24 protein-coding genes and 1 tRNA gene are annotated in these 25106 nt (G+C 69.5%); 12 read left to right on the top strand and 13 right to left on the bottom strand.

Going from position 1 to position 25106, the window contains the following annotated elements; all coding sequences use genetic code 11:
• Positions 1-14 precede the first annotated feature (14 nt).
• Positions 15-1640 carry a hypothetical protein gene (locus J9611_RS08805; RefSeq protein ID WP_211879404.1) on the bottom strand — a complete coding sequence of 542 codons (1626 nt, stop codon included), beginning with the start codon at positions 1638-1640 and terminating at the stop codon, positions 15-17.
• A 159-nt stretch (positions 1641-1799) separates the two neighbouring features.
• Entirely contained in the window at positions 1800-2084 is a 285-nt protein-coding gene (locus tag J9611_RS22310; protein ID WP_211879403.1) for a recombinase family protein, read from the bottom strand.
• Between the two features lie 468 nt (positions 2085-2552).
• Here J9611_RS22310 and J9611_RS08795 point away from each other — a divergent pair, with 468 nt between their 5' ends.
• Both J9611_RS08795 and J9611_RS08790 read left to right on the top strand, forming a co-directional pair.
• Complete coding sequence (locus J9611_RS08795) at positions 2553-2819, top strand: DUF3040 domain-containing protein (RefSeq protein ID WP_211879402.1); 267 nt, start codon at positions 2553-2555, stop codon at positions 2817-2819.
• Between the two features lie 3 nt (positions 2820-2822).
• Positions 2823-2996, top strand: coding sequence for a hypothetical protein (locus J9611_RS08790; protein WP_211879400.1), 174 nt, complete (start codon positions 2823-2825; stop codon positions 2994-2996).
• A gap of 60 nt (positions 2997-3056) precedes the next feature.
• Here the strand turns inward: J9611_RS08790 and J9611_RS08785 are convergent, their stop codons facing one another.
• Positions 3057-3797, bottom strand: a complete 741-nt coding sequence (locus J9611_RS08785) for a DUF72 domain-containing protein (protein ID WP_246527568.1) — start codon at positions 3795-3797, stop codon at positions 3057-3059.
• Positions 3798-3957: 160 nt separating this feature from the next.
• Here J9611_RS08785 and J9611_RS08780 point away from each other — a divergent pair, with 160 nt between their 5' ends.
• The 4 genes from J9611_RS08780 (at position 3958) to J9611_RS08765 (ending at position 7336) form a co-directional block, all read left to right on the top strand.
• On the top strand, positions 3958-5787 hold the full coding sequence (locus J9611_RS08780; protein WP_211879399.1) for a glycoside hydrolase family 15 protein: 1830 nt from the start codon (positions 3958-3960) through the stop codon (positions 5785-5787).
• A gap of 90 nt (positions 5788-5877) precedes the next feature.
• Positions 5878-6255, top strand: a complete 378-nt coding sequence (locus J9611_RS08775; protein ID WP_211879398.1) for a VOC family protein — start codon at positions 5878-5880, stop codon at positions 6253-6255.
• A gap of 50 nt (positions 6256-6305) precedes the next feature.
• On the top strand, positions 6306-6512 hold the full coding sequence (locus J9611_RS08770) for a hypothetical protein (protein ID WP_211879396.1): 207 nt from the start codon (positions 6306-6308) through the stop codon (positions 6510-6512).
• Positions 6513-6574: 62 nt separating this feature from the next.
• Positions 6575-7336, top strand: coding sequence for an SDR family oxidoreductase (locus J9611_RS08765; RefSeq protein WP_211879395.1), 762 nt, complete (start codon positions 6575-6577; stop codon positions 7334-7336).
• A 30-nt stretch (positions 7337-7366) separates the two neighbouring features.
• Here J9611_RS08765 and J9611_RS08760 read toward each other — a convergent pair whose 3' ends face one another.
• Genes J9611_RS08760 through J9611_RS08750 form a run of 3 tightly spaced genes read right to left on the bottom strand, consistent with a single transcriptional unit; the run spans position 7367 to position 10439 of the window.
• Positions 7367-7777 carry a sterol carrier family protein gene (locus tag J9611_RS08760; RefSeq protein ID WP_211879394.1) on the bottom strand — a complete coding sequence of 137 codons (411 nt, stop codon included), beginning with the start codon at positions 7775-7777 and terminating at the stop codon, positions 7367-7369.
• A 3-nt stretch (positions 7778-7780) separates the two neighbouring features.
• Positions 7781-8797: an asparaginase gene (locus tag J9611_RS08755; RefSeq protein ID WP_211879393.1), complete on the bottom strand. Its 1017-nt coding sequence runs from the start codon at positions 8795-8797 to the stop codon at positions 7781-7783.
• 52 nt (positions 8798-8849) lie between these two features.
• Positions 8850-10439 carry a molybdopterin-dependent oxidoreductase gene (locus J9611_RS08750; RefSeq protein ID WP_246527567.1) on the bottom strand — a complete coding sequence of 530 codons (1590 nt, stop codon included), beginning with the start codon at positions 10437-10439 and terminating at the stop codon, positions 8850-8852.
• A gap of 307 nt (positions 10440-10746) precedes the next feature.
• Between J9611_RS08750 and purD the strand changes: the two genes are divergently transcribed.
• Together purD and J9611_RS08740 are read left to right on the top strand one after the other, a co-directional pair.
• Positions 10747-12057 carry a phosphoribosylamine--glycine ligase gene (gene purD / locus J9611_RS08745; protein ID WP_211879412.1) on the top strand — a complete coding sequence of 437 codons (1311 nt, stop codon included), beginning with the start codon at positions 10747-10749 and terminating at the stop codon, positions 12055-12057.
• 2 nt (positions 12058-12059) lie between these two features.
• Complete coding sequence (locus tag J9611_RS08740; protein ID WP_211879391.1) at positions 12060-12998, top strand: phosphoribosylaminoimidazolesuccinocarboxamide synthase; 939 nt, start codon at positions 12060-12062, stop codon at positions 12996-12998.
• Positions 12999-13034: 36 nt separating this feature from the next.
• Here J9611_RS08740 and J9611_RS08735 read toward each other — a convergent pair whose 3' ends face one another.
• Positions 13035-14300: a helix-turn-helix domain-containing protein gene (locus J9611_RS08735; protein ID WP_211879390.1), complete on the bottom strand. Its 1266-nt coding sequence runs from the start codon at positions 14298-14300 to the stop codon at positions 13035-13037.
• Positions 14301-14429: 129 nt separating this feature from the next.
• Between J9611_RS08735 and J9611_RS08730 the strand changes: the two genes are divergently transcribed.
• On the top strand, positions 14430-14570 hold the full coding sequence (locus tag J9611_RS08730; RefSeq protein WP_211879414.1) for a hypothetical protein: 141 nt from the start codon (positions 14430-14432) through the stop codon (positions 14568-14570).
• A 170-nt stretch (positions 14571-14740) separates the two neighbouring features.
• Here J9611_RS08730 and J9611_RS08725 read toward each other — a convergent pair.
• The 5 genes from J9611_RS08725 to J9611_RS08705 form a co-directional block, all read right to left on the bottom strand.
• A tRNA-Pro gene (locus J9611_RS08725) sits at positions 14741-14817 on the bottom strand.
• 106 nt (positions 14818-14923) lie between these two features.
• Positions 14924-16813 carry an ABC transporter ATP-binding protein gene (locus tag J9611_RS08720; RefSeq protein ID WP_211879389.1) on the bottom strand — a complete coding sequence of 630 codons (1890 nt, stop codon included), beginning with the start codon at positions 16811-16813 and terminating at the stop codon, positions 14924-14926.
• Positions 16810-18654, bottom strand: a complete 1845-nt coding sequence (locus J9611_RS08715) for an ABC transporter ATP-binding protein (RefSeq protein WP_211879387.1) — start codon at positions 18652-18654, stop codon at positions 16810-16812. Before J9611_RS08715 ends, J9611_RS08720 begins: the two co-directional genes overlap by 4 nt.
• 324 nt (positions 18655-18978) lie before the next feature.
• Positions 18979-19926 carry a metallophosphoesterase gene (locus J9611_RS08710; protein WP_211879385.1) on the bottom strand — a complete coding sequence of 316 codons (948 nt, stop codon included), beginning with the start codon at positions 19924-19926 and terminating at the stop codon, positions 18979-18981.
• A gap of 3 nt (positions 19927-19929) precedes the next feature.
• On the bottom strand, positions 19930-22266 hold the full coding sequence (locus J9611_RS08705) for a transglycosylase domain-containing protein (RefSeq protein ID WP_211879383.1): 2337 nt from the start codon (positions 22264-22266) through the stop codon (positions 19930-19932).
• Positions 22267-22304: 38 nt separating this feature from the next.
• On the opposite strand from J9611_RS08705, the gene sp36 reads away from it, so the two are divergent.
• From sp36 to J9611_RS08690, 3 genes are read left to right on the top strand one after another with little or no spacing between them, the layout of a single operon-like run.
• The gene (sp36, locus tag J9611_RS08700) at positions 22305-22460 is read left to right on the top strand and encodes a Sp36 family protein (protein ID WP_003797879.1); all 156 of its coding nucleotides are present in this window, start codon (positions 22305-22307) and stop codon (positions 22458-22460) included.
• Positions 22461-22462: 2 nt separating this feature from the next.
• On the top strand, positions 22463-23068 hold the full coding sequence (locus J9611_RS08695; protein ID WP_246527565.1) for a RidA family protein: 606 nt from the start codon (positions 22463-22465) through the stop codon (positions 23066-23068).
• A 17-nt stretch (positions 23069-23085) separates the two neighbouring features.
• Positions 23086-23997 (top strand): NUDIX hydrolase, encoded by a 912-nt coding sequence (locus J9611_RS08690; protein WP_211879381.1) that lies wholly within the window; start codon positions 23086-23088, stop codon positions 23995-23997.
• A gap of 215 nt (positions 23998-24212) precedes the next feature.
• Here the strand turns inward: J9611_RS08690 and J9611_RS08685 are convergent, their stop codons facing one another.
• A complete protein-coding gene (locus J9611_RS08685; RefSeq protein WP_211879379.1) occupies positions 24213-24890 on the bottom strand; it encodes a Crp/Fnr family transcriptional regulator in 678 nt (225 codons plus the stop codon).
• Positions 24891-25106: the final 216 nt, after the last annotated feature.

Here is a 25106-nt window from a genome sequence, read left to right as displayed (position 1 = left end):
CCGCTTCACCGTTCCTATTCAGTACGGATCAGTCCCGTACTTGCTCCCCGAACGGTCCTGGGAGCCGCACACCTTCTGGTTCCTGGCGGGCCGGGACGGTTCGTGACCGTCGGGCGGGCCAGGCCTGTGAAGGGTGCCATGCCGGGCGGTGCCGCACCGGGCCTGGGACTGGGCTGGCCCGCACTCGTCCTCTGTCGGGTGCGGGGTCCGTCCTCCCGTCGCCTGATACGGAAACCGCCGGCACGTCGTCCGATAGCGACGGCCGCGCCGTGATGGCGGGTGACGGTGCTGTCGGTCGTTTGTTGGGATGGTTTGCGCCAGTGCCGGGCGCCCCACTTTGAGGTGTAGGCCGGGTCAACGACGATGATGTGGAGGCCCCGGTTGGCGGCCATGGACACGAGCCGGTCCCGGAATCCGGCGGTGGGAATGCCCGCGACGGTGCGGCGGAACGTTTTGCCGCGGGTGCCGCGGCCCATGGTTTCGCGGCCGGTGGAGCGGGCGTCCTGGAAGTTCAGGTTTTCGATGGCGACGGCGTGGCAGCCTGCGTCCCGGGCGGCGTCCAGCAGCGCGGTGACCGCTGCACGGAGCCTGCCGTCCCGGGTGGTTGCCGGGATGTCTTTGAGGTCCAGCGGGATGCTCAGGGGCGCCCCGACGGGGTTCCCGGAGGGGTCGATGACACAGCCGGCCAGATGGTCCGCGTTCAGGTCAACACCCAGGACGGACGAGCCGTGCAGGATGTCCGGGGACGGGACCGGCAGGTCCCGGTATCCCCAGGACGCGTCCACGTACCAGCGCCCGGTCCCGGGGTTGTGGCTGATGTCGTAGCGGATGTTCATGTTGGACGCGGCACGGTCGTGCCATTCGCCGGCGCGGTGATGGAACAGGACCGGCGCCGTCAGGCGCAGCTGTGTGCCGAAGGCGGCCGTGAGGGCTGCGGGGACTTTCAGGGACAACCGCCCGTCGGGGTCGATGCGGATGGTTTCGTTGCCGCACCGCTTCCCCGATTCACCGTCGGCGGTCAGGAACAGCCGGGAGGCAGCCCATCGGGCCTCCCACCCGGCGGCCGTCAGCCCTGCCGCCTCGAGATTGTTCCGGGCCCGCCACAGCCGGCCCCCGCCGGCGGCGATGCCGGGCTTCCCGGCAGCGAGCCGTGCCTCCGCGTCCGTGAGCCGGTCCTGCAGGACGGCGAGGCGCCGGGTCTTCCGGTGCCGCTCGGCCGCGGTCTTGTACCCCCGGACGCGGGCGATGACGGCGCCGCACGGGACGGCGGAGCGCTTCTGGATGGCGGCGCAGGCGGCGCGCAGCGTGCTGACCTCCGCGGCGAGGGCACGCACGCCGGACTGGTACTGGTCCTCCGTGGCGCGGGTGATGCTCCCGGCCCACCGCGAGGAGGACAGAGCGGTCAGGCCGCGCTTGCGCTCCGTCCGGCCGCGGGCGGCGGCGGGGACCTGCCCCGTCCGGACCCGGGCGGCCAGGTCTTTCCGGTACAGCCCGCCCAGGTGCGTGCCGACCGCGAACAGCGCGGCTTCCTCCCCGGGCGTGGGGTGAAGGCGGGTGCGGATCCGCACCCCCGCGGGCGCAGCGGCAACGAACGCAGGGGCAATGACCCGCAGCCCCGAGGCGCTGCGCAGTCCTGTCACGCGCCGGCATCCTTGCGGCGGCCAGGAATTCCGACGTCGACACCAGCCTGAATCATCATGATCCGACCCTGCAAGCCAGGGTACGCATGGACCAGAGCCCGTCTGGCCTATGTGGAAAACCTCCCGGGCGCCGCCAAAGCACGCGGCATCCCCGCGTGCTCACACCCGGGCGATGACCCCACCGGTGGGGAACAGGAACCAGCCGTCGCCGGTGGAGCCCCGGCGGTGCCAGCCCGCCGAAATCCGGGCGGGGCCGGCGGCGTCGGCGACGCCGCATCCGGGTGCCCGGTCCGCCAGCAGGCGGCGGATCTTGGATCGCACACCGTTCATTCCTGACGCGACTTCGGATTCCGCACCGAAGACAGGCAGCCCGGTCGTACCTGCCCAGGCCTGCAGCCGGGCCGTTTGCCGCTCAAGGTCCTGCTTCAGGTCAGGGGAGGACACCCGGGCGTACTGGCCAAGGCCGCCCGTCGCTGCGGAAGTCGAGCTTTCGGGGTGGACGATGATGAGCCTGGGCCCGACGCGTTGCGCCGGAACGGGCAGCGTCCCGTCCCTGAACCATTTGTAGGCGGTCTGCGGGTGGATGCCCTGCGAAATGGCCCAGTTCTTTCAAACGCATAGCATCAAGACACCACTTATCTCGCACTTAATCGCTCTAGGGTGTACTCAAACGTGCTAAAAGTTCAACAGGTCAAACTCCCGGCGTCCGGTGCGCAGACATGAGGCCCCCTCGCATCCTGCATGCGCTCCACCGATTCCGCCCTCGCCATCGAGCAACTCACCAGTATGAGATTTAGAATTAGAACAACCCGCAACGCCGGAGCCTCCGGCAGGCCTGGTACGGAAACCTGCCTTGGCGCCGGCGTCGAGCGCATCGCGAACGGTGCGCAAATATTCCAAAGGGGATTCGCGATGCCACTGTCCGAAGAAGAGCGGAAACGGCTTGAAGAGCTGGAGTCGGACTTGACCGCGGAGGATCCGCGCCTTGCCCACGACCTCCTATCCGGCTCCGTGGGGCACAGCTTCAGGACCAGCACCTCCTTCGGGGCAATGGCGTGCCTGATCGGGGTTGCTTTGCTCGTGGCAGGAATCAGCAGCCAAATCATCGCCCTCGGTGTTGGCGGATTCCTGCTCATGGGGGCAGGCGCCTACCTGCTCCTGGACAAACAGAAAGGTTGACCAATGAACCGCCCAGCGTCAGCAGACGATAACCGCGTCCACAGTGAGGCCCCGGCGGAAGGGGACTCCTCGCTGGAATTTACGGAGATCCGCGCCCATTCCCAGGACCCCGCCGAAGGCCCGGACAGCGATGGTGATGACAGCGCCAACACCGGAGTAACCCGGCCCTCGGAATAACTCCGGACCGCTCTGGCGGGCTTGCGGCACCCGCCAGCGAGTCCTGATGGCCGGCCGTGCTCAGGCGTCTCCCAACAGCCGGCGCAGCGTGGCGGCGTTCCGCACGGCGTTGCCGCCGCCGTCGTTGTTGAAATACGCGAAGACCTCCTTGCCGGCCGCCTCCCATTCGCGGATCCGGTCCGCCCACCAGCCCAGTTCGTCATCCGAATAGGAGCCGCCGTAGAGGTGCTCGTGGTCCGGTCCGTGCAGCCTGATATAGACGAACGGGGCCGTGGCCCGCAGGATGCAGGGGAGTCCGGCGCCGCTCATGACGCAGTACGCGGCACCGTGCCGCTCCAGCAGCGCGTAGACCTCGGGGTGGTCCCAGCTGGGATGGCGGAACTCGACGCAGGTGCTGATCCATTCCGGGAGCGAGGCCAGGAAGTAGTCCAGCCGCGCATCGTCGCGGCCGAAATCCGGCGGCAGCTGCACCCGCAGCACGCCGCGCCTGTTGCCGAGTTCATGCCAGCACCGGGCAATCCGCTCCACCCAGACCTCCGGGGCATAGAGCTTCTTGGCGTGGGTCAGGCCCCGCGGGGCCTTGACGGAGAGCAGGAACCCCTCCGGCAGGCGGCGGCGCCAGCCCACGAAGCCCGTCTCGCGCGGCCAGCGGTAGAAGCTGGCGTTGAGCTCCACCGTGCCGAAGTGGGCAGCATAGTGTTCCAGCCGGCGGCGCGCCGGCAGCCCCGGCGGGTAGAACACGTTGTCCCAGTGGTCGTAGCTCCAGCCGCTCGTTCCGATGTGATGAGTGCCGATGCGCATGCGTGCCGGCCTACGCGCCGAAGCCGGCGGCCATGGCGTGCCCGGACGAGGGTCCCAAGGTCCACATGGATGGAATCCTAGTCCCCCGGCGACAGGAGGGCCGCAGGACGTGCGCATCAAGCCCTCGTACGGGGTGGCGGCGTGTGGCACTGTAAGTGTCATGGCACGCATCGAGGATTATGCAATGGTCGGCGATCTGCACACGGCGGCCCTCATCAGCACCGAAGGCTCCATCGACTGGCTCTGCCTGCCGCGCTTCGACTCGCCCGCCTGCTTCGCCGCCCTGCTGGACACGCCGAAGGCCGGCCGCTGGCTGCTGGCGCCGGCGGGCGGCGGCGAATGCACGCGGCGGCGCTACCGCCGGGGCACGCTCATCCTGGAATCCGAATGGGAGACGCCGGAGGGCAAGGTCAGGATCATCGACTTCATGCCGCCCCGGGACAATGTGGCGGACATTGTGCGGATCGTGGTGGGGGTGCGCGGCACGGTCAGGATGCGCGGCGAGCTGGCCTTGCGGTTCGACTACGGCGACATCGTCCCCTGGGTCCGCCATGACGCGCACGGCCTCCACGCGATCGCCGGGCCGGACGCGGCGTACCTGGTGACGAAGGCGCCCCTGCGCGGGGAGCGCATGCAGACGATCAGCGATTTCACTGTCACCGCGGGGGAGCGGGTGCCCTTCGTGCTGACCTGGACTCCCAGCCATCTTTACCGCCCGCGCGCCGTGGACCCGGAAGCGGTCCTGGCGTCCACCGAGACGTACTGGCGGACGTGGACCGCCAAATGCAAGATCACGGGCCCGTACCGTGAAGCGGTCCAGCGGTCCCTCATCACGCTGAAGGCCCTGACCTACGACCCCACCGGAGGCATCGTGGCCGCGGTGACCACCTCCCTGCCGGAGGAGATCGGCGGCACCCGCAACTGGGACTACCGCTTCTGCTGGCTCCGCGACGCGACCCTGACCCTGCAGGCGATGCTGGCCGCGGGCTACACGGAGGAGGCAGGCGCGTGGCGGGACTGGCTGCTGCGTGCCGTCGCCGGGGACCCGGCCGACCTGCAGATCATGTACGGGCTCCACGGCGAACGCCGGCTGCCGGAGCTGGAGCTGCCCTGGCTGCAGGGCTATGAGAAGTCCGCACCGGTGCGCACCGGGAACGGCGCGGCCGGACAGCTGCAACTGGATGTCTGGGGGGAGGTGCTGGACTGCCTGTCCCTGACCCGGAATGCGCTCCTGAGGCACACGGATGAAACCTGGGACGTCCAGGTGGCCCTGATGGAGCATCTGGAGTCCGCCTGGGACCGCCCGGACAACGGGCTCTGGGAGATGCGCGGGCCACAGCGGCATTTCACCCATTCGAAGGTGATGGCGTGGGTGGCGGCGGACCGCATGGTCAAGGGGGTGCGGGACTTTGGCCTGCCGGGGCCGGCGGACCGCTGGGAGGATCTCCGGGACACCATCCACGCGGAGGTCATGGCAAAGGGTTTCGACGCCGGACGCAACACCTTCGTGCAGTCCTACGGCCGGCCCGAGCTGGATGCGAGCCTGCTGCTGATTCCGCGGGTCGGATTCCTGCCGCCGGACGACCCGCGGGTGATCGGAACCATCGACGCCATCCAGCGCGAGCTGACGCATGACGGCTTCCTCCGCCGGTATAAGCCCGCCGAAAGCGACGACGGCCTGCCCGGCGAGGAGGGCGTGTTCCTGGCCTGCTCCTTCTGGCTGGTGGAAGCCCTCGTGGGGGCCGGCCGGCACCACGAGGCCACCGAACTGTTCGAGCGGCTGCTGGCGCTGCGCAACGACGTCGGGCTCCTCAGCGAGGAGTGGGGCGTGGTGGCCGGGCGGCAGCTGGGCAATACGCCGCAGGCGTTCAGCCACTTCGCCCTGGTGATGAGTGCCCTGGAGCTGCACGAGGACGCCGTGCACCGCAGCGACACCCCGCTGACCGGCGGCGGAGCCCGGAAACGCGCCGGTGTGGCGCGGGGGGCATGACTTCCGGGCTTCCCGGAACCCGTAGCCAGGACCGCCGTCATGTGGCACCGTTTGCCCTGTCAGCACAGAGTCCAGCTCAAGGAGACAGCCATGTTCACGGCCAAGGACGCATTTTCCAGCTTCAGCGTTGATGACCTGGCCAAGGCCAGGCAGTTTTACGGGGAGACGCTCGGGATGGCGGTGGAGGAGGGCGGCATGGGGACGCTCTCGCTCCGGCTGGCCTCCGGTTCCAGGGTGATGATTTATCCGAAAGACAACCACGAGCCGGCCTCGTTCACCGTCCTGAACCTGGTGGTCGACGACGTCGAACAGGCCGTCGACGAGCTCAACCGCCGCGGTGTCCAGACCAAGATCTACGACGATCCGCAGCTGCCCACCGACAGCAAGGGGATCGCGGAGGGTGAGGGTCCCGAGATTGCCTGGTTCAAGGACCCGGCCGGAAACGTGCTGTCCGTCATTAAGGTCTGAGCGGCCGGCGGAGCGGGAAAGACAGCACATGCCCACCGCTGAGTCTTCACATGTGTCGCCGGCCGGCCCGCGGAAAGCCGCCCTCCTCTTCGACGTCGACGGGAAGCTCGCCATCCCCCGCCATCGGGCTGAGCTGCGGGGGCACCAGCGAAGCTGAACTCCGCGGCGCCGTCGAGGTCTACGAATCCCCGCGAGCACTGCTGGACCAGCTCAAGGGCAGCGCGATGGGAAGGCTCGCCGCCCGCCCGCACGGCTGAGAAGCACCATCTGGCATACGCTGGGCCGGAATCCAATTCCACGCCACCGTCAGGAGCACCGCATGACACCTCATCACCAGCCCGGCCGGGTCGCCGTCGTCACCGGCGCGGGATCCGGGATCGGCCGGGCAGTAGCCCGGCTCATGATGGCCGAGGGCTACCGGGTGGTGCTGGCCGGCCGGCGGGAGGCACAGCTGCTGGAGACCGCTGCCGGCCATGCGCAGGCGCTCGCCGTTCCGTGCGATGTCACGGTGCCCGACGACGTCGAGCGGCTCTTCGCCGCCGCCACCGGGCGCTGGGGCAGGGTGGATGTGCTGTTCAACAACGCCGGCGTGTTCGGCCCCGCCGGCTCCGTGGACGAGATCAGCCTGGCGGACTGGGACGCGACGGTGGCCGTGAACCTGACCGGCTCCATGCTGTGCGCCGCGGCCGCGGTCCGCGCCATGAAGGCCCAGTCGCCGCGGGGCGGCCGGATCATTAACAACGGTTCCATCGCCGCGCATTCGCCCCGGCCCCGGACGGTGGCCTACACCGTCACCAAGCACGCCATGACCGGGCTGACCAAGAGCATCGAGCTGGACGGGCGCGGCTTCGGCATCACGTGCGGGCAGATCGACATCGGCAACACGGCCACGGAGCTCATGGACACGCTCGGCGTCGGTTCCGGGGCGGTCCAGGCCGACGGCAGCACCAAGGTGGAGCCGGTGTTCCCGGTGGACGACGCCGCCCGGGCGGTACTCCTGATGGCCGGGATGCCGCCCTCGGCCAGTGTGGGTTCCCTGGTGGTCACGGCGGCCGGGATGCCGTTCATCGGGCGGGGGTAACCGGGCCAACCTGCTGGCCAGTCCGCCTGGCTAGAGCGGCAGCAGTCCGGACAGGTCCGCCCGCAGGCCCGAGGCGGCCACCCGGCCGGCGTCGACGGCGTCCGCCCAGCCCAGCCGTCCGCTGACCATCGCCAGCCAGGTGGCGGCGTCGCACTCGATGACGTTCGGGGGAGTGCCGCGGGTATGCCGCGGCCCTGCCACGCACTGTGTCACGCCGAACGGCGGGACGCGCACCTCCACCGAGTTTCCGGGCGCCCGCGCGGTGACTTCCTCCAGGGTGTACCGTACCGCCGTCGCGAGGGTGCTGCGGGACACGGCGGCGGCAGCACCGCCAGAGCCCGGTGCCGCGTCCGATGGGGTTTCCGGCGGGGTGGCGTCCAGCCACGCGGCGAGCGCCGCACGGCCCTCCTCGGGCGCGATCCGGCGTCGGGCTACGGCCATGGCCTAGTCCAGCAGCGCCGAAACGGCGCGGCCGAGCCTGATCTTGCCCACGTGCCGGCCGCCGCCGAGCACGGGATCGACGACCTTCTCCAGCACACTCGAAACCTCGGGGACCTCGATGGCGCCGGCGGCCGCGAGCATGGTCAGCCCGACCAGCGTCGTGGCCCGGACGTTGCCGTCCAGGACCTTGATGGCGACGGACACGCCCCTCGGGGTGGCCATGACCAGGATGCCTTCGGCGCCGATCTTGGCCAGGATGCCCAGTTCGTCCATGACGATCGTGTTGCTTTCGCCGCGGCCCTGCACCGCCCACGGATAGTCCAGCATGGACGTGGTGATGGTGGCGGCGCGGGCGTTGGAGTTCTTGTCCCCGGGGGCCTTGGCCAGCTTCGAGTAGGCACGTGCCAGGCCGGTCAGGGAGACGGCGGCGACGGGGGCCCCGCAGCCGTCGATGCCGAGGTGGGCGATGCGCTCGCCGCAGTATTCCTCGATCACGGACCGGATGCGCTGCTGCAGGGGATGGTTGGGTTCCAGGTAGCTACGCGTGTCCCAGCCGTTCTCGGTGCAGGCCCAGAGGAACGCGGCGTGCTTGCCTGAACAGTTGAAGGCGAGTTTGGACTTGCCCCGTTCGGAGCGGACCAGCCAGTTCCGGGCGTTCTCGTCCTGGGGCCAGTCGGCCGGGCACTGCAGCTGCTCTTCCGTCACCCCGGCTGCCTTGAGCATGCCCGCCACGACGTCCATGTGGTCGAGGGAGGCGACGTGGCTGCCGCAGGCAATCGCAGCCTGGGCGCCGCGCAGCGGGACGCCTGCCTGCATCACGGCGAGGGCCTGCAGCGGCTTGAGGGCGGACCGGGCGAAGATGGGGGTAGTGATATCGCCCAGCTCGGTGACCACGGTTCCGTCCGCTGCCATCAGGACGGCCGAGCCGATGTGGCGGGATTCGACGAAGCCGCTGCGTTCGATGACTGCCAGTTCGACGGCGGCGTCGACGGTGAAGGTGGCATGCAAATTCAGGGGCATGCTGCCAGTGTATGGTGCCAGCAGGCGATACTGCGGGTAATCCACGGACCCGCTATTCAACCGTGACCATGACCGACTGCCAGCCGGAGGCGCCGTCGGGGACCGGATCGGCACGCTTGTCCGTCTGCAGCTCCCCGGTCCCGTCGGTGGCCCGGGCCTTGATGTAGTGCGGCCCCGGGGTGGCGTCCCAGTCGAAGGACCACTGGCGCCAGGTGATGACGGACGCTTCCGCGGAGAGCACCGCCTCGGTCCAGGGGCCGTTGTCGATCTGCACCTCGACCTTGGTGATGCCGCGGGTCTGGGCCCAGGCCGTGCCGCCGATGGCCACCCGTCCGGCGGGCACCCTGGCGAAGGACCGGGGGACCTCGACCCGGGCCATCGTCTTGATGGGGCCACGTTCGGACCAGCCGCGCTGGGTCCAGTAGGCCTTGTTGTCGGCAAAACGGGTGACCTCCAGGTCCACCACCCATTTGGTGGCGGACACGAAGCCGTACAGCCCCGGCACCACCATGCGGACCGGGTAGCCGTGTTCGAGCGGGAGGGGTTCGCCGTTCATGCCGATGGCGAGCATGGCGTCCCGGCCGTCCTGCAGGACCTCCAGCGGGGTGGAGGCGCTGAAACCGTCGATGGAGGTGGAGAGCACCATGTCCGCGCCGTCCTTGGGGCGGGCCATCTTGAGTACTTCACGGATGGGCATGCCCAGCCACTTGGCGTTGCCGGCAAGGTATCCGCCGACCGGGTTGGAGACGCAGGTCAGGCTGACGTGGGATTCGATCAGCTTGGCGTCGAGCAGGTCCTGGAAGGTGAGCCGGACCTCCTGCTCCACCAGGCCGTGGACGCGCAGTTCCCAGTCCCGGGCGTTGATCTCCGGCACGCTCAGGGCGGTGTCGATCCGGTAGAAGTCCTTGTTCGGCGTCAGCCAGGGGGTGACTCCGGGGGCCTTGGACTGGACGCCGGCGGGTACGGCCGGCGCGGCCGTTGCCGGGGCGGGCAGCCGCAGGGACTCGCGGGCCTGGGCCACGTTGCTGCGGGCCGCGCTGAGCAGGCGTCCGCCGCCGGCTGCTAGGGCCGAGGCGGCGAGGGTGATGCCGGTGGCGGTGAAGAAGTCACGGCGGCTGGCGGCAGGGCGTTCGGGGCGCTCGCTGTCCCTGGAGGGGGCGTCCGCGGCCATCTCCGGCCATTGCCGCATCCGCCACAGCCGCCGGACCAGGAGCCGCAGCACCACGAGCCCCGCCACGGTGCCGGCCAGCGACGGAATCGCGTCCGGCGGTTTCACGCCGGCCCGCGTCACGACGCTGGCGACGATCACGGCGCCCATCAGCAGCACCCCGGCCACGCCCAGCGACCACTTCCGGTAGGCCACCACGCCCAGCACGCAGGCGAGGACCAGGATGGTCACCCCCATGCCGACGAAGAGCGCCGCCTTGTCATTGGTGCCGAAGGTGGCGATCGCGAAGTCCTTCATCCACGGCGGCGTGAAATCGATGAAGGTCGAACCGAGGGCGATCACCGGCGTCGCCCGCGCCGTGAAGAAGGCGCCGATCAGTTCCGCCACGGACAGTACGACGGCAGCAGCGGCCACGCCGGCCAGCGCGGCCAGGGCGGTGGGGCGGCTCGCGGGCTGTTGCGTGGGCTGCTTCATGCTGGGCTTGTCCATACCCGGTCTTCGTAGCCGGACGGCCCGGGGATGGCCCCTCCTCCCCACGGGACATGCCCTCCCCCTGCGCCCAGGGATGGGCATGATGGCATTATGCCCAGTGGCCGCGGGCAGGGCTGGGCATGTCCCCTGGAGGGGCAGGCGGGCCCGGGCGGGACATGCCCTCCGCCTGCGCCCAGGGATGGGCATGATGGCATTATGCCCAGTGGCCGCGGGCAGGGCTGGGCATGTCCACTGGCGGGGCTGACACAGCTTAGGAGCCTGCGGGGTGCACAAAGTACCCTTGGAGACTGTGAAGGTACTTGTCATCGGCCCCGGCGGCCGCGAACACGCCATTGTCCGATCCTTGCTCGCAGACCCGAACGTTTCCGAGGTCCATGCGGCCCCGGGCAATGCCGGCATCAGCAAGCTGGTCCCCACCCACGCCATCGACGCGAACGACCCCGTCGCCGTCGCCGCCCTGGCCACCAGGCTCTCGGTGGACCTGGTGGTGGTCGGTCCCGAGGCGCCCCTCGCCGCGGGCGTGTCCGACGCCGTCCGCGCCGCCGGCATCGCGGTGTTCGGGCCCAGCAAGGCGGCGGCCCAACTCGAGGCTTCCAAGGCCTTCGCCAAGGAGGTCATGGCCGAGGCCGGCGTGCCCACCGCGATGGCCCGGGTGGCCGGCAACGCCGAGGAAGCCGCCGACGCCCTCGACACCTTCGGCGCCCCCTACGTGGTGAAGGACGACGGCCTCGCGGCCGGCAAGGGCGTCGTGGTCACCAACAACCGCGACGAGGCCCTGGCCCACGCGCAGGGCTGCTTCGACGCCGGCGGCTCCGTGGTGATCGAGGAATTCCTGGACGGCCCCGAGGTCTCCGTGTTCGTCCTCTGCGACGGCCGCAACACCGTGGCGCTTTCCCCGGCCCAGGACTTCAAGCGCATCTTCGACAACGACGAAGGACCCAACACCGGCGGCATGGGCGCCTACACCCCGCTGGAATGGGCGCCCGAAGGCCTCGTCCAGGAAGTCATCGACAGGGTCGCGCAGCCCACGGTCAACCAGATGGCCCACCGCGGCACGCCGTTCGTCGGCGTGCTGTTCGTCGGCCTGGCCCTGACATCCCGCGGCACCCGCGTCATCGAATTCAACGTCCGCTTCGGAGACCCGGAAACCCAGGCCGTCCTCGCCCGGCTCAAGACCCCCCTCGGCGGCCTGCTGATGGCAGCGGCCAGGGGCGGACTGGACAAGGTCCAGCCGTTGCGCTGGGCCAGGGAGACCGCGGTCGCCGTCGTCGTTGCCGCCGAAAACTATCCCGGCACCCCGCGGACCGGGGACCGCATCCGCGGCCTGAAGAAGACGGAGGCGCTGGAAGGCGTCCACGTGATCCACGCGGGGACGACGCTGGACGCCGAGGGCAAGGTGGTGTCCGCCGGCGGCCGCGTGCTCGCCGTGGTGGCGCTGGGCACCGACCTCGTCGAGGCCCGCGAACGGGCGTACGACGGCGTCGAGCTGGTCCAGCTCGACGGCGGCCAGTTCCGCACCGACATCGGCGGCAAGGCCGCCCGCGGCGAAATCCATGTCACGACGCCGGGCGCCCCTGCCGCCTCGAAAGCGAAGGCCTGACCATGTCCGGATCACACGAGTCCGCCGGCCTGGACACCGACACGCTGGACCTGCCGGGCTGGCAGCACATCTACTCCGGCAAGGTCCGGGACCTCTATGTCCCCGTCGACGCGTCCATCACCGGGCGCTTCGGGCGGGAGTGCGTCCTGGTCGTGGCCAGCGACCGGATCAGCGCCTTCGACCACGTGCTGGCCAGCGAGATCCCCGACAAGGGGCGGATTCTGACCCAGCTGAGCCTGTGGTGGTTCGAGCAGCTCGGGGTCGAGCACCACGTGCTGGCGTCCACCGTCGACGGCGGTGTTCCCGCCGCCGTGGCGGGCCGCGCGATGATCTGCAAAAAGCTGGACATGTTCCCGGTGGAATGCATCGCCCGCGGCTACCTCACCGGCTCCGGGCTGGCCGAATACCGGCAGTCCCGGACCGTGTGCACCATCCCGCTTCCGGAGGGGCTCGTGGACGGCTCGCGCCTGGCCGAGGCGATCTTCACGCCGTCGGCAAAGGCCGAGGTGGGCGAGCACGACGAGAACATCACCTACGGCGCCGTCGTGGACCTGGTGGGCGCGGACATGGCCGCCAGGCTGCGTGAGCTCACCCTGGAGATCTACACCAAGGCCGAAGAGATCGCCCGCGGCCGCGGCATCATCCTGGCCGACACCAAGGTGGAGTTCGGTGTCGACGCCGCCACCGGCATCATCACGCTGGGCGACGAGGTCCTCACACCGGACTCCTCCCGGTTCTGGGACGCCATGACGTACCGGCCCGGTCAGGCCCAGCCCTCCTACGACAAGCAGTATGTCCGGGACTGGCTGACCTCGGCCGAGTCCGGCTGGGACAGGTCCTCCGACGTGCCGCCCCCGGCGCTTCCGGCAGGCGTCGTGGACCGCACCCGCGGCCGCTACGTGGAGGCCTACGAAAAGCTCACCGGCCGGACGTTCGCCTAGTTCCCCGCCGCGGCTGGGTCCGCCGCGCCGGCGGCCTCAGCCGGCAGACCCTGCAGCCTCGGCCCGGCGCTGGGCCAGCCGGATCTCCAGCACGGCGTCCATGGCCTGCTGGACCCGGTCCGAGGCTCCTGCCGCGCTGAATTCCTTCTGGGCCTCCTCGAGGTACACGAGGGCCTCGCTGGCTTCCCCGGCGGCCTTGAGCGCCTTCCCGAGCAGCAGGGAGACCTCGCCGGCGGTGTGCCGGGCCAAGGACTCCTTCTCGGCGTGGATCTCCCGCAGTTTCTCCACGGCCGCGACGATGTCCCCGGTGAGGTACAGCCACCGGGCCCTGATGAACGCCACCTCGAGCTCGTCGGTCCTGTTCCCGCCCACGATCGAGAGGGCCAGTTCGGCGCGTTCGATCGAGGACAGCGTCTCGGGTTCCACGATCCCCGAGGACAGCCGGACGGCGGCCGAGGCCTTGTTGAACCGCGCCCAGAGGTCGATGTCATTGGCGGGGGACAGCAGCCTGGCGGCACGCTCGTGGTGCTTGATCCCCTCAGGGTAGTCGTGGCGCATGAACGCGACGTTGCCGATGACCCAGGCGACTTCGCCGGCGAGCTGGGACATGGAGTGGTCATCCATCTGCCCGTTCATGGCCTGGCAGTACTCCCAGGCCTCGTCCAGCCGGCCGCTTTCGGCCAGCGCGCCGATCAGTGCCCGCAGCGCTCCGATGATCATGGTGGTGCCCTTGGGCAGCTTGGCGCAGAGCTTCACCGCTTCTTCGGCATGTTCGACGGCGGCGGTCAGCTGGCCCTGGCCCTGCGACGCGGCCGCGAGCATCTGGCGTGCCCGCACGCCCAGGCCGGCGGATTCGGCGGCCATGGGGTGTTCGAGCAGGTGCTGGACGATGTCCTTGCACTCCTGCCAGTTGCCCTGCTTGATCAGGCATTCGGCCTGCATGTAGCTCATGTTCCACCAGGCGCTGGTGTTCTTCGCCTCCAGGGCGATCCGCGCGGCGGTGGCGGCGTGGTTGGCCGCGAGCGGGTAGTCCCGCAGGTCCCAGGCCTGGCGTGCGTAGAGTCCGGCGAGCACGTATTCGGCGTCGCTGACGGAGATCGGCTGGCTCCAGGCCTCCAGCGCTTTGGGCGCCAGTTCCAGGCGCCGGGCAAGCTCTTCGATGACGTCCGCGGTGGGTTCGCGGCGTCCGGTTTCGAGCAGCGAGATGTAGCTGGGCGAGTACAGGTCCCGGCCCAGTTCCGCCTGCGTCAGGCCCCGTTCGAGCCGTTCCGCGCGGAGCTTCTCCCCAAATCCGTTCCCCACGGATACCTCCTGATTCCGGACATTCCATGTACAAAATGCTTGACAGCCTCTGTGGAACCCATTTTACAATGTATGTCAACAAGGGTAGTACTGACTTGGTAAGGACCCCGACTCGTATTGAGGAACTTCATGTTGAAGAAGATCGCAGCTGGCGCCGCCCTGGCGGCCGCACTGGCTTTCTCCGTCGCGGCCCCGGCCGTCCTGTCCGCCCAGTCCAACTTTGTCACCCCGAGCATCACCGCGGTCGGGAACTGGCCCGATCCGATGTAGCCTCCAGAAGCCTCCGCTTCACTGCTCCGGGACATGCGCGAACCATGTCCCGGAGCTTTTTGTGCCCGGGCCGGATGCCGGTCGGGGTGCCGGGCGGCCGGGGCCGGATGCCTTCCGGCCCGCCGGAACACAAAAAAGAGGGCCTTCCGAATGGAAGACCCTCTTTACTTTGGTCGGGATGACAGGATTTGAACCTGCGACCTCGTCGTCCCGAACGACGCGCGCTACCAAGCTGCGCCACATCCCGATCCGCTGCAAAAGCAACTTCACAAGGATAGCTGATGAAGGCCCCGGATGCGAAATCGGGATGCCGGTCCGTCCCCACGCACGCCTGCCGGCCGCGCCGCACCGGCTCAGACCAGCGAGTCTTTCCAGGCTCCGTGCAGCCGCGCGAAGCGTCCGCCGCCGCCGATCAGCTGCTCCGGGGTGCCGTCCTCGACGATGCGCCCGTCGTGGACCACCAGGACCCGGTCCGCCGTCTCCACCGTGGAGAGCCGGTGGGCAATGATCAGCGCGGTGCGGCCGACGCCGGGTCCGTTCCCGCTGACGCCGTTCCCGCTGGCACCGGACCCGGCGCCGTCGTGGATCCCGCCCCGGACGCTTCCCAGCAGCCCGGCCAGCCCGTTCTGGACCAGCCGCTCCGAGGGGAGGTCCAGCGAGGACGTCGCCTCGTCCAGGATCAGCACGGCGGGCCGCGCCAGGAAGGCCCGCGCGAAGCTGATGAGCTGCCGCTGGCCGGCGGAGACGCGGCCGCCGCGCTTGTTGACGTCGGTGTCGTAGCCTTCCGGGAGTTCCGTGATGAACCCGTGGGCGCCCACCGCCCTGGCCGCGTCCTCGATGTCCTCCCGGGAGGCCTGGGGGCGTCCCAGCGCGATGTTGTCGGCCACGGAGCCGCTGAACAGGAAGGCCTCCTGGGTGACCATGACGACGTTCCGCCGCAGGTCCGCCGTCGTGAGCTGGCGCAGATCCACGCCGTCGAGCGTCAGGGAACCGCCGGAGACGTCGTAGAAACGTGCGATCAGCTTGGCCAGCGTGGATTTGCCGGCGCCGGTCTGTCCCACCAGGGCCACCCTCTGCCCGGCCGGGATGTGCAGGTCCAGCGGCGGGATGATGAGCGGGCCGTCGCCGTAGCGGAACTCGACCGCGCGGAAGTCGATGGCGCCCTTCGCCTCGCGCAGGGGCACCGGGTGCTGGGGCGGCCGGACGGTGGGCACCTCCTCCAGCAGGCCGGACACCTTCTCCAGGGCGGCCTGGGCGCTCTGGAAGGAGTTGTAGAACATCGCCATCTGGTCCACCGGCTGGAAGAAACGCTTGGTGGACAGGATCAGCGCCAGCAGCACGCCCACGGCCAGTTCGCCGCCGAGCACGCGGAAGCCGCCGACCAGGAGGACGACGGCGACGCAGACATTGCCGATCAGCACCAGGCCGGGCTGGAAGACGCCGTGGAGGTTGATCGAGCGCACCACCGCCGCACGGTAGTCCTCGGAGAGCTCGGCGTAGCGGGCGGCATTCCCGCGTTCCCTGCGGAAGGCTTTGACCGCGCGGATGCCCGTCATGGTCTCCACGAAGTGCACGATCAGCCGGGCCGAGACGACGCGGGATTCCCGGAAGGCGGTCTGTGAGTGCCTCTGGTACCAGCGGGCCAGGAAGTACATCGGCACGCCGGCGGCCAGCACCAGGAGCCCGCTGCGCCAGTCGAGCGTGAGTACCGTGGCGGCCGTGAACACCATGAACAGCATCCCGGAGGCCAGCGAGCTCACCCCTGAGTCCAGGAGTTCGCGCAGGGCCTCCAGGTCCGAGGTCTGCCGGGCGATGATGCGCCCCGAGGTGTATTTCTCGTGGAATTCCAGGCTCAGCCGCTGGGTCTGCCGGAAGACCCGGACGCGGAGGTCCAGCAGCATCGCCTGGCTGAGCTTCGCCGTCGATGTCACGTACAGGGCGGTCAGGGCCGCCGTGGTGAGGGCCGCCGCGAGGTAGGCGACGCCGGCCAGCACCAGCGGGAGGCTGTCGCCGGCGCGCAGCGCCGGCAGTGCCCGGTCGATCCCGAACGCGATCAGCGCCGGTCCTGCCACGCGCGCGGCCTGGGAGAGCACGACGGCGGCGATGGTCAGCCAGAACCGCCGCCGGACCGGGCGGATCAGGGAGCCCAGCAGGGCCAGGGAGCGGCGCCGGACGGTTTTGCTCTCGCTCCTGCTCAGGTGCGCGTTGTCCTCGTTGGCGGTGCCGAAGGTCGTGCTGCTCACTGGGAAATCTCCTCGGCCTCGAGGGCTGACAGTTCCGAATCCAGATCCCGCGGTCCCCGGTCCAGGCTCGCAATGATGTGGCGGTAGTGGCTGTTCTCCGCGAGGAGCCGGGCGTGGGTGCCGACGGCGGCGATCCGGCCGTCCTCCAGCAGCGCCACCCGGTCCGCCAGCGCCACCGTGGACGGTCGGTGGGCCACGATGAGGGTGGTGGTCCCGGCGAGGACCTCGCGGAGCCGGGCCTCGACGCGTTCCTCGGTGTGGACGTCCAGCGCCGAGAGCGGGTCATCGAGGACCAGCACCCTGGGCTGGGCGGCGATGGCGCGGGCCAGCGCAATGCGCTGCCGCTGCCCGCCGGAGAGGCTCAGGCCCTCCTCGCCGATCAGGGTGTCCACGCCGGCCGGCAGGGAATACGCGAAGTGCGCCTGGGCGACGTCGAGGGCCTCCGCCAGCACCTCCTCCAGCGCCTCCGCGCTGCGTCCCCCTGAACCGTTACCCGCGGCGCCGCTGCCCGGGGCGCCGAGGAGGACGTTGTCCCGCACGGAACTGGAGAACAGCGTGGTGTCCTCGAAGGCCACGGCGACGACGCCGCGGAGGTCCTCGACGCTGAAATCCCGCAGGTCCACGCCGTCGATGCTGATGGATCCCTGCGTGACGTCATAGAGGCGCGGGACCAGCTGGAGCAGGGTGCTCTTGCCGCTTCCCGTGATGCCGACCAGGGCCATGGTTTCGCCGGGCCGGATGTCCAGGGTGATGTCCTTCAGGATCGGCTTGTCCGGGGCGTCCTCGAAGGCGAAGCCGGCGTGGTTGAAGCTCAGGGCGCCCTTGAGCACCGCGGGCCGGCGCGGGCTCTCCGGGCTGGCGATCGTGTTGACCGAGTCCATCACCTCGAAATGCCGGTCCAGCGCGGCCTTGGCGGTGAAGGCCATGGCCAGCAGCATGCCGGAGAATTCCACCGGGGCGGCGATCACTGCGGCGGTGGCGAAGAACGCCACGAGGGCGCCGATGCTCAGCTCACCGCGGGCGGCCAGCACGACGCCGACGACGAGCCCGGCGCCGAGGGCCAGCTCGGGCAGCAGCGTCACGACCAGGCTGAAGACGGCCAGGTGCCTGGCCTTGGCGATCTCGGTCCGCCGGAGTTCCTCGGCCTGTTCGTTGAAGTTCTCCAGCGCCTCCCGGCCGCGGCCGAAGGCCTTGAGCACGCGGATGCCGTGGACCGACTCCTCGACCGTGGTGGCGAGGTCCCCGGTCAGGTCCTGGCTGCGGCGCGTCACCTTGCTGAAGCGGGCCCGGAAGCGGAAGCCGTAGACCATGATGGGGACGGCCGCGGCCAGAAAGATCAGGGCCAGCTGCCAGCTCATCGAGAACATCACGACGACGCCGATCACGACGGTGAGGGTGGTGACCACGAGCATGATCGCGCCGAACGCCATCCAGCGGCGGAGAAAGTTCAGGTCCGTCATGGCCCGGGAGAGCAGTTGCCCGGAGCCCCAGCGGTCGTGGAAGGAGACCGTCAGGTCCTGGAGGTGGCCATACAGCGACACCCGCATCCGGGCCTCCACGGTCGTGGCGGGGTTGATGACGAACTGTCGGCGCAGCGCCACGAGGCCGGCCTCGGCGATTCCCAGGCCCAGGATCACGAGCGACGCGATCCACACCGGCCGGCTGCTTCCGCCGGGCTTCAGGGACTCGTTGATGAGGACGCGCAGCACCTGGGGGATGGCCAGCGCCACCACGCTCGCCAGCAGCGCGCAGGCCAGGCCCATGACGAGCCGGGGGAGGATCGGCCGCACGTGCGGATAGAGTCGGCTGATTGACGTGAAAAATGGAGTCTGCTTGGCCATGCCTGCTTCTTAAAACGCACCGGGGATGTAGTTTCCTGTAGCAACTACCCTAGGTTACGGGTGACCCGGTTCACACGATATCGGACGCCCCCAGCATCCCGCCCGCCGAGGCCGTTCCGCAAGGGATTCCCGGGTCGCCGGGGGACATGCCCAGTCCTGGCCGGGTGGGCCCGGGGGACATGCCCAGTCCTGGCCGCAAGGAGTGGGCACGCTGCCACTATGTCCAGCGGTCCCGCCCGGGGGAGGGCATGTCCCGAGGGGGCCGGGAAACACGGGAGGGCATGTCCACCGCCGGGCTCCGCGGCGGGGCATGCTCAGCCGCGGTCAGCCGCGGGAGGTGAGCGTGAGCAGCACGGCCTCGGGCCTGCACGCGATGCGGACCGGGGCGAAGCGGGAGGTGCCGATCCCGCCGGAGACGTTCACCGGCGTCGTGCTTCCGTTGCTCTCCCAGGTGTTCAGGCCCTTGGCGCGCCAGGTGGGGAGGTCGCAGTTGGCGACGAGGGCGCCGTAGCCCGGGAGGCAGATCTGGCCGCCGTGGGTGTGGCCGGCGAGCAGCAGTTCGGCCCCCGCCTCGGTGAAATGGTCCAGCACGCGCTGGTAGGGGGCATGGGCGACGGCGACGCGCAGGTGCGGGGTCTTGTCCTGGCCCTTCGTGCCGCGGGGCCAGCCGGCGTACCGCTCGAGGCCAAGGTGCGGATCGTCGACGCCGGAGAAGTCACAGCGCAGGCCCTTGATCACGAGGGACTGGCAACGATTGGTCAGGTCCACCCAGCCGGAGATGCCGAAGCCCGAACGCAGCCGCGGCCAGTCCAGCCTCTCCGGGTCCTCCTGCCGCGAGGAGGGTCCGACGAAATAGGAGGCGGGGTTCTTGATCCGGGGTCCGAAGTAGTCGTTGGAGCCGGGAACAAAGACGCCCGGGAACTCCAGCAGGGGACGCAGCGCCTGCAGCAGGGGCTCGACCGCCTTGGCATGGCTGAGGTTGTCGCCGGTGTTCACCACCAGGTCCGGTTCCAGCTCCGCCAGCGAGGCAAGCCACCGGGCCTTCCGGCGCTGGCCCGGCACAAAGTGGATGTCGGACAGGTGCAGCACCCGGAGCGGGCCGAAGCCGGGCGGCAGGACCGGCAGGGTTTCCTCGCGCAGGACGAACTGGTTCTTCTCCCAGAGGCCGTAGCCGGTCAGCGCGGTTCCGGCCGCGGCGCCAACCGCGGCGGTGACGGCAACGCCGCGCCCGATGCTCCGGGCGCGGCGTGCCAGCGCGTTTGCGGCGGTCATCGGCTACGGCGCGGCGGGCGCGGCAGGCGCAGAGGGAGCGGGCGCGGCTGGGACGCCGGGTGCCACCGCGGGGACCGAAGCCTGCGTGCTAGGAGCCGGCGCGGGCGCGGACGTCGGGGCCGGCGCGGGTGCCGGAGCCTGCGCCGGAGTTGACGGGATGGTCTGGCGCGGCGCCGCCGGAACGCCGCCCAGCATGCTCGACGGCGGGGCCGGGAACGGGTTGGTGCCGTAGCCGGGCGCCACCTGGGCCATGTAGTTGGAGAACTGCGGCCCGGCGATCATGTAGCCGTCGATGCCCTTGTAGAACTTGCCGTTGATGGTCACGTTCTGGCCGGAACGCAGCTGGTTGCCCAGCGGGTCGCCGAACCAGGTGGCGGTCGCCAGGCCGGTGGTGTAGCCCGCCACCCAGGTGGAACTGTTGTTGTCGTTGGTTCCGGTCTTGCCTGCGATCGGGAAGCTGGTCTTGGTGGAGATCCGGGGCTGGATCAGCGAGCCGGAGCCGCGGTTGAGCACTTCCTGCATGGCATAGGCGACGCCGCGGGCCACCTCGGGTTTGACGGCATCCCGGCAGCTGGTGGCCTGGGCCGGGAGCTGGGCGCCGCTCTGGTCGGTCACTGAGGCGATGGCGATCGGCTCGCAGTACTTGCCGTCGTTCGCGAAGGTGGCAAAGGCGCTGGCCAGGGTCAGCGGCGCCGTCTGCGTCGAACCGATCAGGTTGCCCAGGGTGGTCATCGGCACCTTGGGGTTGGGATCGCCGGCCGCTGGCAGGCCGCCATGGACGCCCGTGGCGTCGACGATCTCCTGGATGCCGCACAGGTCCACCTGCGCGGCCGAGGCAAACGTGATGGTGTTGATGGAGTTTGCCAGGCCGTCCAGGACGGTCATGTACTTGTAGTGGTCCTCGTCGGCGTTCTGCAGGTCATGGCTCTGGTTCGTGGCGTCGTACCAGCCCACAACGGGCGCCGGGCAGGTGTTCTTCCAGGGGAAGTTCTGTGGGTAGCGCCGGACGGCGCCGTTGAGCTGCGTGTTCATGGCCTTGCCCTCGTTGAGCCATTCCGCGAAGGTGAACGGCTTCATGGTGGAGCCGGGCTGGAAACCGCCCAGCCCGTTCAGGTCCTGGCCCTTCGCGTCCTGGCTGTCCACGTTGAAGTTCTGGGTCTGGTCGAATTTGCCGTCGGTGGGGAACCAGACGGTGTTCTGCGCCATGGAGATGATCTTGCCGCTGCCCGGCTGCACGGACACCAGCGAGGCGCCCCACTTGTCCGGGTTCGCGCCGGCCGAAGCGTCAACCTGGGCCTGGGCGACCGACTGGGCCTTCGGGTCCAGCGTGGTCTTGATGGTCAGGCCGCCGCGGAACACCTTCCGCTCGCGCTCGTTTGCGTCGGCGCCGTAGGCAGGGTTGTTCAGGAGCAGGTGCAGGACGTAGTCGCAGAAGTAGGGCGCCGTCGTCGAGTACGCGCAGCCCTGGCGGGGCTGGGTGACCTTCGTTGTCACCGGCGCCGCCAGGGCGGCGTCGTAGTCGGCCTGCTTGATCTTCCCCTGGCTGAGCATGGCATGCAGGACCAGGTCGCGGCGGACCTTCGCGTTGTCCGGGTGGGTGATCGGGTCATAGAAGGACGGGCTGTTCACGACGCCGGCCAGCAGCGCGGCCTGCGGCAGGGTGAGGTCCTTGGCGGTGGTGCTGAAGAAGAACTTGGAGGCGGCTTCGATGCCGTAGGCGTCCCGGTTGAAGAAGACGATATTCAGGTAGCCCTCAAGGATCTGCTCCTTGGTGAACTTCTTCTCCAGGGCGATGGCCAGCTTCATCTCGCGGAGCTTGTCGCCCACACCCTTGTTGACGCCGTTGAGGAGGACCTCGCCGCTCCTGCCCTCGGCCTCGAGGGAGGAGTTGATGACGTTGTTGACGTACTGCTGCGTGATGGTCGACGCGCCCTGCTTGTTGCCCCGGGCGGTGCTGACGAGGGCGCGCAGGATGCCGGTGGTGTCCACGCCGCCGTGTTCATAGAAGCGGCTGTCCTCGATCGCGATCACCGCATCCTTGATGTACGGGGACATCTGGTCCAGCGACACGCGGGTCCGGTTTTCCGCATAGAGGTTGGCGATCACGCTGCCGTCCGCCGCGAGGATCGTCGTCGACTGGCTGGGCGGGTCCACCTTGAGCTCGGCCGGGAGCGTGTCGAAGAACTGGATCGAGCCGCTCGCCGCGCTGCCGGATACAGCGGCCGCAGGGACCAGGAGCCCCGCCACCAGGACGCCACAAATGGCGCTCACGCCCAGGAAAACCAGGAGCTTTCCGAGGGTGGTGGCCGTGTCGAATAAAGGGTTCTTGCCAGTCGCCATGTTTTCCACTTTACCGGCAACGAACTAGGATCTAGCTCATGACCAAATGGGAGTACGCCACGATACCGCTCATCATCCATGCTACAAAGCAGATCCTGGACCAGTGGGGCGACGACGGCTGGGAGCTTGTCCAGGTTGTTCCGGGCCCCGACGGAAACGGCCTGGTTGCCTACCTGAAGAGGGAGAAGCAGTAGCCATGAGCACCCCAGCAGCAGCCACGCCGGCAGGCGCCGCCGCAGGCGCCAGCACGACCGGAACCACCGCAGGTACTAACGCCGAGACCAGCGCCGGGAACACCGCGCACGCGGGCGCGTCGTCCGCCGTCGAACAGCGCCTGGCAGAGCTCGGCCTGACCCTGCCGGACGTCGCGGCCCCTGTGGCCGCGTACGTTCCCGCGGTGATTTCGGGCAACCACGTCTACACCTCCGGGCAGCTGCCGTTCATCAACGGCAAGCTCGAAGCCACGGGCAAGGTGTCCTCGGGCACGGAGGGCGCCTCGGACGAGCCCACGGTCTCCCCGGAAGCCGCGAAGCATTACGCCGCCGTCTGCGCCGTCAACGCCCTGGCCGCGGTCAAAAGCGTCATCGGCGATCTGGACCGCATCACCAGGATCGTCAAGGTGGTCGGCTTCGTCTCCTCGGATCCGTCCTTCACCGGCCAGCCCGGCGTCATCAACGGCGCCTCCGAGCTCCTCGGCCAGGTCCTGGGTGACGCCGGCCAGCACGCCCGGTCCGCCGTCGGCGTGGCTGTCCTGCCGCTCGACTCTCCCGTTGAGGTCGAACTCATCGCCGAATTCGCCTAGAGGACCGGTCACTTCCCTTGCCTCAGTTAGCCCGACGCCTGTTCGTCCTTCCCGCCGATCTGGAGGGGGCAGCACGCAGCTGGCTCGAACACGGCGAACGGACGCCCCGCGCGGCCCGGTTCGCCTCGTCGGTCGTCCTCCTGCGGGATTCGCCCTCGGGCCTGGAGACCTGGCTGGGCTACCGGCCGGGGTCCTCGCCGCTGGGCGTGCTCGCCTTTCCCGGCGGCTCGCTGGAGGCGTCCGACGACGGCGCCGTCGGCTGGCTGGGCCCCTCGCCCCAGCATTGGGCCGAGCAGATGGGGACGTCCGACGTCGGGCTGGCGCGCCGCCACGTGGTGGGCGCCATCCGTGAGCTGTTCGAGGAGACCGGCATCCTGCTCGCCGGCCCGGACCTGTCCACGACGGTGGAGGGGACCTCCAGCCCGGAGTGGATGCGGGCCCGCGAGGCCGTCGCGAACCAGGAGAAGTCCTTCACCGAGGCGCTCGCCAAGCGCGGGCTCTCGGTGCGCACGGACCTGCTCAAGCCGCTGGTCAACTGGCTCAGCCCGGACTTCGCGCACCGCCGCTTCAACACGCGCTACTTCGCCGCCACCCTGCCCGTCAACCAGCAGCCCTCCCTGCTGGCCAGCAAGGGGATCTGGGGCCGCTGGGTCTGCGTCCGCAAGGTCATCGCCGGGCGCGACACCCCGGCCCTCGGCGACGAGGTGGGCCAGGAGAACACCGTCGGGCGGCCCCTGGGCGAACTCCTTGTGCCCGGCTCGGAGATCATGCTGGAAAAGATGGCCGCCGCCAACGGCTGCATCGCGTATCTGAGTTACAAGCGCAAGGCCCACGTCTACCAGCCCAAGCTCGTCGAGGAAGACGGCAGGCTCATGCTCGAGGTCGAGGCGGCGAAAACCGTAGCCGGGGAGCCCCAGCGCGAACGCTGACGCACTCCGCGCATCCCATGCCACCGGACATGCCCTCCGCTGGGCTAGGCCGGTGGGCATGGTGGCATTATGTCCAATCCTCGCCGCCGGGACTGGGCATGTCCCGCGGGCCGTGGTGCTAAGGATGGACGTGTCCCGCGGGTGGATTCATTTGCTCAACCACCGAAGGCCGGCTCCGTTTCCGCGGAGCCGGCCTTCCATGCATGGTGCCAGCCCTAGCGGGAGCGCTGGCGGAGACGCTGCATGTCGAGGATGACGACGGCGCGGGCCTCCAGGCGCAGCCAGCCGCGCTGGACGAACTCGGCGAGGGCCTTGTTGACGGTTTCGCGGGAAGCGCCGACCAGCTGGGCCAGCTCTTCCTGCGTGAGCTCATGCGCGACCAGGACGCCGTCGGTCGCGGGGCGTCCGAAGCGGTCGGCCAGATCCAGCAGTGCCTTGGCCACGCGGCCGGGGACGTCGGAGAAGACGAGGTCGGAGAGGGAATCGTTGGTGCGGCGCAGGCGGCGTGCCAGTGCCTGCAGCAGCTGGGCGGACACCTCGGGGCGCGTGCGGAGCAGGGCATTGAGGCTGTCGTTCTTCAGCCCGGCCAGGCGGGTTTCCGAGACGGCCGTTGCCGTGGCGGTGCGGGGGCTCGGATCGAACAGTGCCATTTCGCCGAAGAGCTCGCCCGGACCGAGGATGGCCAGCAGCGATTCCCGGCCGTCCGGCGATGTGCGGCCGAGTTTGACCTTGCCGGAGACGATGAAGTAGAGCTGGTCGCCCTGGTCGCCTTCCCGGAATACCGAGGCTCCGCGTGAGAGGTCCACCTCGGTGAGTTCGTCCGTCAACAGACGGAACGCCTCGTCGTCGAGCGTGGCGAAAAGGGGTGCGCGGCGCAATACCTCGATATCCATGAAATCTCCTGACTAACTGTGTCGGCTGGGGCGCTTCAGCCATTGTTTCAGAATTTTGGCGCCTCTGTGACGTAGTTGGCACCGAAACGCCCTAAAGGACGCCGCGGGGGCACCGCAGGGGAGCCGCGCGGGAGCCGCGCGGGAGTCCCTGCCGGCCCGGGGCGGGCATCGGGCGGTGGGCGAACTGTCAGCTGTCCCCAGTAGAATGGGCTCACC

It is taken from the genome of Pseudarthrobacter albicanus (assembly GCF_018224015.1).
Taxonomy (GTDB): domain Bacteria; phylum Actinomycetota; class Actinomycetes; order Actinomycetales; family Micrococcaceae; genus Arthrobacter; species Arthrobacter albicanus.
Note: the sequence above shows the minus strand (reverse complement) of the source record. Positions and strands in the feature narration are given on the sequence as shown.